This window comes from Moorena sp. SIO3B2, from assembly GCF_010692525.1.
GTDB classification, from domain to species: Bacteria; Cyanobacteriota; Cyanobacteriia; order Cyanobacteriales; family Coleofasciculaceae; genus Moorena; species Moorena producens.
The window spans coordinates 1-4990 of the sequence record NZ_JAAHHE010000408.1 but is presented as its reverse complement, the minus strand read 5'-3'; the positions used below and the strand labels follow the sequence as shown (position 1 = coordinate 4990).

The 4990-nt window shown below is 43.7% G+C and carries 7 protein-coding genes; 3 read left to right on the top strand and 4 right to left on the bottom strand.

Annotated features, from left to right (window positions below; genetic code table 11):
* The first annotated feature begins 125 nt into the window (after positions 1 to 125).
* Positions 126 to 344, top strand: coding sequence for a hypothetical protein (locus F6K38_RS34820; RefSeq protein ID WP_287359677.1), 219 nt, complete (start codon positions 126 to 128; stop codon positions 342 to 344).
* Positions 345 to 396: 52 nt separating this feature from the next.
* Here the strand turns inward: F6K38_RS34820 and F6K38_RS34815 are convergent, their stop codons facing one another.
* Together F6K38_RS34815 and F6K38_RS34810 are read right to left on the bottom strand one after the other, a co-directional pair.
* Positions 397 to 522: a hypothetical protein gene (locus F6K38_RS34815; protein ID WP_287359676.1), complete on the bottom strand. Its 126-nt coding sequence runs from the start codon at positions 520 to 522 to the stop codon at positions 397 to 399.
* A gap of 285 nt (positions 523 to 807) precedes the next feature.
* A complete protein-coding gene (locus F6K38_RS34810; RefSeq protein ID WP_287359675.1) occupies positions 808 to 3132 on the bottom strand; it encodes a DUF3160 domain-containing protein in 2325 nt (774 codons plus the stop codon).
* A 322-nt stretch (positions 3133 to 3454) separates the two neighbouring features.
* Between F6K38_RS34810 and F6K38_RS34805 the strand changes: the two genes are divergently transcribed.
* Both F6K38_RS34805 and F6K38_RS34800 read left to right on the top strand, forming a co-directional pair.
* Complete coding sequence (locus F6K38_RS34805) at positions 3455 to 3598, top strand: hypothetical protein (protein WP_287359674.1); 144 nt, start codon at positions 3455 to 3457, stop codon at positions 3596 to 3598.
* Positions 3599 to 3601: 3 nt separating this feature from the next.
* On the top strand, positions 3602 to 3745 hold the full coding sequence (locus tag F6K38_RS34800) for a hypothetical protein (RefSeq protein ID WP_287359673.1): 144 nt from the start codon (positions 3602 to 3604) through the stop codon (positions 3743 to 3745).
* Between the two features lie 5 nt (positions 3746 to 3750).
* On the opposite strand, the gene F6K38_RS34795 is transcribed toward F6K38_RS34800, so the two are convergent.
* Both F6K38_RS34795 and F6K38_RS34790 read right to left on the bottom strand, forming a co-directional pair.
* Positions 3751 to 3990: a CopG family transcriptional regulator gene (locus F6K38_RS34795; protein ID WP_287359671.1), complete on the bottom strand. Its 240-nt coding sequence runs from the start codon at positions 3988 to 3990 to the stop codon at positions 3751 to 3753.
* A gap of 427 nt (positions 3991 to 4417) precedes the next feature.
* Entirely contained in the window at positions 4418 to 4744 is a 327-nt protein-coding gene (locus F6K38_RS34790; RefSeq protein ID WP_287359670.1) for a hypothetical protein, read from the bottom strand.
* Positions 4745 to 4990: the final 246 nt, after the last annotated feature.

The following is a 4990-nucleotide window of genomic DNA, read 5'->3' as shown; positions in this document are numbered from 1 at the left end:
GGAACATGAATGGGGCGCAACTTTGGAGTCTGATGGGGATGTAGCAGCGATGGTAGATAGGCGTTGGGCTGAATATGGGTTAGGGGATTTAGATCTGAAGGATGTTGATCCCAATTTGTTTGGGTATGATATGTAATTTATACATCAGCGGTCAGTGGTCAGCGGTCAGCGGTCAGCGGTCAGCTGTCAGCCATCAGCGGTCAGCGGTCAGCTGTCAGCCATCAGCGGTCAGCCGTCAGCTTCAAATAGATGACTATAAAGCGATTGGTCGTAGGCCACGCTTTGCGATGAAGCTGAGGCCTTTGGGCCACGCTTTGCGAACGCTTCCGCGCTTATGCGATTGACCGTAGGTCACGCTACGCGAGTCACGCGATCGCATAAATCCCCTTAGGGGTTCTACAGCAAATCATCCCCTGCTATAGGTTCTGTATCTGGCACTGATGCTAATATTTGATCAAAACGGTTATAATCTGCTTTTTCAGCATAACTCTGCAATAGCCCTACAACTTTATGAGCTTCCATTTTTTCCGTGACAGCACTCAGTAACCACTGCTCGATAGAAACTTGATTTTCTTGAGCAAGACGTTGAATTTATTTCAACAACGTCTCAGGTAATTCTAAAGGATAATAACTCATTATCTAACTTTATCCTGTCAATTTATAGAGTGAAGCAACTGTGCTGGTCGAATAACTTGAATCCCGAAATATTGGGCAGCTGGCAAAAAATATTGTACATTATAGCGGTTTTAATAGTAATTATATACACACAATATTTTTACCGATTCCCGATTCCCGACTCCCGACTCCCTACTCCCCAGGAAGAGAGAACTCATTCAATAATTCATTAACTACAAGATAGCTTTTTGTCCAGTTGGGACGAGGTGGAAGCTTACCAGTTTGGATATCTTTTTTCCACTCAGAATCTGATTTACGGGATACTTCTGGCATCTCAAATTCATAATGGCTTAACACTGGTCCAGCAAAGACCATTTTGTCTTCACCGTTGTCCACTGCAATCATCAACAAATCGATATTACCCACGCCCTGGTGAAGGACACTGCCTGGATCTCCCACCACTGGGTCAGGTACATTTGTGTGTACATCCGCAACCAGGGCATCCCACTTATCAGAATCCTCAGGTTTCTTATAGAAAAGGCTGGGATACCAACCGGTATAAGACGGACCCCCTGAAGCAAACCGTTGAATCTCAACAACCTTTTCTAGGAAGTTGGTTTGGGCTTCGGTGAGTTCCTGTTGTGCTAATTCCTTGAGTGCTATTTCCTTGAGGATAGTTAACTGCTGGCTGAAATTTTTGAAGAATTTAGTTTGTTTTTGCTGAATCTTTCGGAAGCGCTCTGGAAAAGGAGTGTTTTCAATTAACTTCCCCGCCAGCACTGCCATTTTTTCAAAGCGTTCCCAGAATTCAGGTCTGGGCTCCACAAACCCAGCTGGATAGTAGCATAAGGTTCCACCGGTGTAGGATTGTTTGGCGTAAAGGATGGTGTCGTGGCGCAGTTGTGTCCATGACGCTAGTTGTGTATTGAGTGTCTTCATCCCCCAGGCACGGGTACGCATGGCTTCCGGGTATTGGGAGTCCGTAGTAGGTTTGGAGAGTTCCCGCAAGGTTGCCAGCCAATTCATGTAAAGGTTCTCTTCCCAGGCAGAAGGATTTAGCTTTTCAACCACATTAAAGGCTGCCGCTAAGTTGTGTTGATAGTTGAGACCATCTCGGAACTCATGGCCATTCTGGTTTGTGATCCGATCAACCAGTTCTGGTACTACTTGAGTGTTTCCCAGGGTGGCGAATGCGACATCTAATCCACTTGGTACACGGCGCTGAACTTTCTCACCATTCCAAGTAATATCATCGTAAACTACTTTGCTCAACATCCAGCTATCCAAGATAAACTTTTGACCGATAACTGTAAAGGAGTGGGGTATTATATCTTTAATCTGATGAGCGTCTTCGGGACTATAGTAAAAATGACTCCTGATGTTTTGAAAACCTAGGTTGTTAGCTGAAATTTTAGTTTGCAGCTGCTCTAAGGTGGATAAATCTTTAATATCTGTCGGAGATTGAATCTTAGCTTGCTTTAATAGGTTAGCTAGTTGAGCAAAGGTCATGGAATCAGTTGGACCGACAAAGGTCTGGAGCATTTGGTCAAACTGTTGCCATTGCTCGAACTTACCAGATTTTGTTAAGAGATCATTGAGGATTATGGCTGCACCCAATTCCCGTGGAGAAGCTTCTTCCGGTTTACCTGCAATGCGTAGATCAACTCTACCGCACCACATTACTGCCCGGAAATATTTCTTAAGAGTCTCGGAATTCTCATAATGCCCACGTACTTTGAATTGAGAAAAATCCATATGGCGGTCACGCCCGAACAGCTCAAATTTCTGGAGTTGCTCTCCTTGTATGGCTTGGAGGGTTGCTGCCACACGGGCATCCTGATTTAATTTGGTTTTAACTGCTTCTCCTGCTAATAACGAACGAGCGACTGCTAGAAAGTAGTCGGCATCAATTAAACTTAGGTCAAGTACACCATTGCCATATTGATTACTGGCTTGAGGGATTTTATCTGCCATTCCTGTGAGAATTTCATCTAGTGATGTGGCAAGATAACTTTCTTCTAGTTCTTCCAACATGGCGTCATAAGAACGATGCCAAGCATGAAGCAAGGCATCAGCGGAAACGAAAACTGGTAAATCGTTGTTATAGATTTGGTAGAATGATTGAGCGAAACTCTTTGTCCCCATGCGCTCACTGACAACAAAGCCTTGTTTATTGAATACTTCCAGTTCCTCTGAATTGAGGCGGAAAAAGCTGTCATTGAACAAATCCCAAAATTTAGCCTGGGTAGGATCCCAACTAATTTGTGTTAGATAATCAACATTGGCATCGTAGCGTTTAGCAAATTCCTGGGGTGAAATCTGTCCAATCTTCTTCAATTCCTGAGCGAAGGTAGGGTTGTAACCAAAGACATCAGGTGACACTTCTGCTGAAGCTGGGTTGACCAAAAGTTTGGAACTGTCAATCCCATCTGCGAGGAAAGTATGGTTGCTCATCAGAATTAACAATACAATGATCGGAGCAATAATTAGCTTGCTTAATTTATTGAAAAGCTTCATAATTAATCAGGGAACAGGGAACAGGGAGCAGGGAACAGGGAGGATAGAAGAGGGAATAGACAACAGGGGTAAGCATATGCGCTACGCCCACGCTACGCGAAGAGCTATAAGCCATTGGCTTAGGGTGGCCCAAAGCCAAGGCCAAGGGCTTTTACCCAGACTTTAAATTGGGTGCATTTCAAGGCATGAAATTAAGCAAAAATTCGCGCGATAATTTCCAAACTTCCCGCCCCCGCGCCCTTTTTTTTTACAAATATTCAGATGTACCCTTTCAATTCTCCCGTTCCCGTAGCGTGGCCATAGGCCTGCATAGGTTTCTTTTATGCTGAGTGCTGACCGCACCTCAAGTAGCGCATATGCTTACGTAATTAAATACACAGGATTTTTCCCCAATCCCGAAATTGCCTCTTCTTTCTTGCCTATGGCCTACTCCCTATGGCCTATTCAGTATAGGTGCATCTCCTAAAAGTTGTTTGACCCAGCAGTGGTGCGTTACGGGCAGCAACCTAACCCTGACTACGAGGCGAAACATGAAGGCTCCCCTAACGCACCCTACGTGACTAGAAAGGGATTGGCCGTAGGTCACGCTACGCGAACCCATAGATACCCTTAGGGGTTCTATAGCAACTCATCCCCTGCTATAGGTTCTGTATCTGGGACTGATGCTAATATTTGATCAAAACGGTTATAATCTGCTTTTTCAGCATAACTCTGCATTAGTTGTACAACTTTATGAGCTTCAATTTTTTCCGTAACAGCACTCAGTAACCACTGCTCGATAGAAACTTGATTTTCTTGAGCAAGACGTTGAATTTCCTTCAACAAGGTCTCAGGTAATTCTAAAGGATAATAACTCATTTAACCCATTAAGCATAGGTAGTTTACCCAGGAAGCTTTAACTCACCACTAATCATACAAGAGACATCTCCAAAAATTAACCTCAAACCCTTGCACTGCCTGGGTCAAAACCGAGTTTCTGGAGATGTCTAAGGTAAAATACCAGGTCAAAATCTGGATCCCCTCACCCTCTACGGTTGAGGGGATCATGGGGGCAGGGGATAATTGGAGCAATGGGTAAGTGCTGTATATAATAGCCTATGCTGTGGATAGCCATTATTAAGGCGAATCATTCTAAGTATCCTGATTATTCTATCGGAGCTGGGGAGGGAGCGATCGCCTTTGGCGATCGGTGAAAGGGGCTGCCCAAGGGCAGATAGCCCCCATAATTCTTATACATAACCACTTAACGATAGGATGAACTTAGCTGGCTGGTTTCCTCAGTTTCTTATTCTTCGGTATTGTCATTTGCTCCACTACTTTCTCTTGTGTCTATTTCAGTTGTTACCGTGATTCCCTCTACGCTGATCTCTACCTTGCTATTATATTTCCCTGTGAACTTAGATTTGGCAATCAAGTGAGGTCCTAGGTTAAATATTATAGATACAGATATCAGCAGGAAGGCAATTCCCCAGATGGAAAATTGCCTTACTACTGGGGACTCACCGTTTTTATCAGTTGTTGGAGTTGTGACTACAGTAGTTTTTTCTCTATTCTGTTGCGTATTATTCTGTGCCTTAAAAGTGCTAATAAATTGCTTTAGTAAGTTGGTCATTGTTTTGTCCTGATGCTTGATTGCTTATAACACCATCCTAGATTTTGAAGATGAGTGTATCAAGGACAGTAAAGGAAAGATAAAGGCAAGATAATAAGTGTCTTTTTCTAACTTCTTGAGTGACAGTTTCGGATCAATAAGTGTCCTTTTCTGTCCTTCTCAACAACGACAATCACACGGATTGATTATCTGTCAAAAGGGCAAGCTTGGTAGCATTAGAGCCACTCCTAAAGGAATAAGGCGTCA

What these genes read in the sequence shown, in the direction of transcription:
- F6K38_RS34810 (WP_287359675.1), bottom strand. Translation starts at nt 3,132, where the DNA reads ATGAAGCTTTTCAATAAATTAAGCAAGCTAATTATTGCTCCGATCATT.
- F6K38_RS34790 (WP_287359670.1), bottom strand. Translation starts at nt 4,744, where the DNA reads ATGACCAACTTACTAAAGCAATTTATTAGCACTTTTAAGGCACAGAAT.
- F6K38_RS34805 (WP_287359674.1), top strand. Translation starts at nt 3,455, where the DNA reads ATGCTGAGTGCTGACCGCACCTCAAGTAGCGCATATGCTTACGTAATT.
- F6K38_RS34820 (WP_287359677.1), top strand. Translation starts at nt 126, where the DNA reads ATGATATGTAATTTATACATCAGCGGTCAGTGGTCAGCGGTCAGCGGT.
- F6K38_RS34815 (WP_287359676.1), bottom strand. Translation starts at nt 522, where the DNA reads ATGGAAGCTCATAAAGTTGTAGGGCTATTGCAGAGTTATGCTGAAAAA.
- F6K38_RS34795 (WP_287359671.1), bottom strand. Translation starts at nt 3,990, where the DNA reads ATGAGTTATTATCCTTTAGAATTACCTGAGACCTTGTTGAAGGAAATT.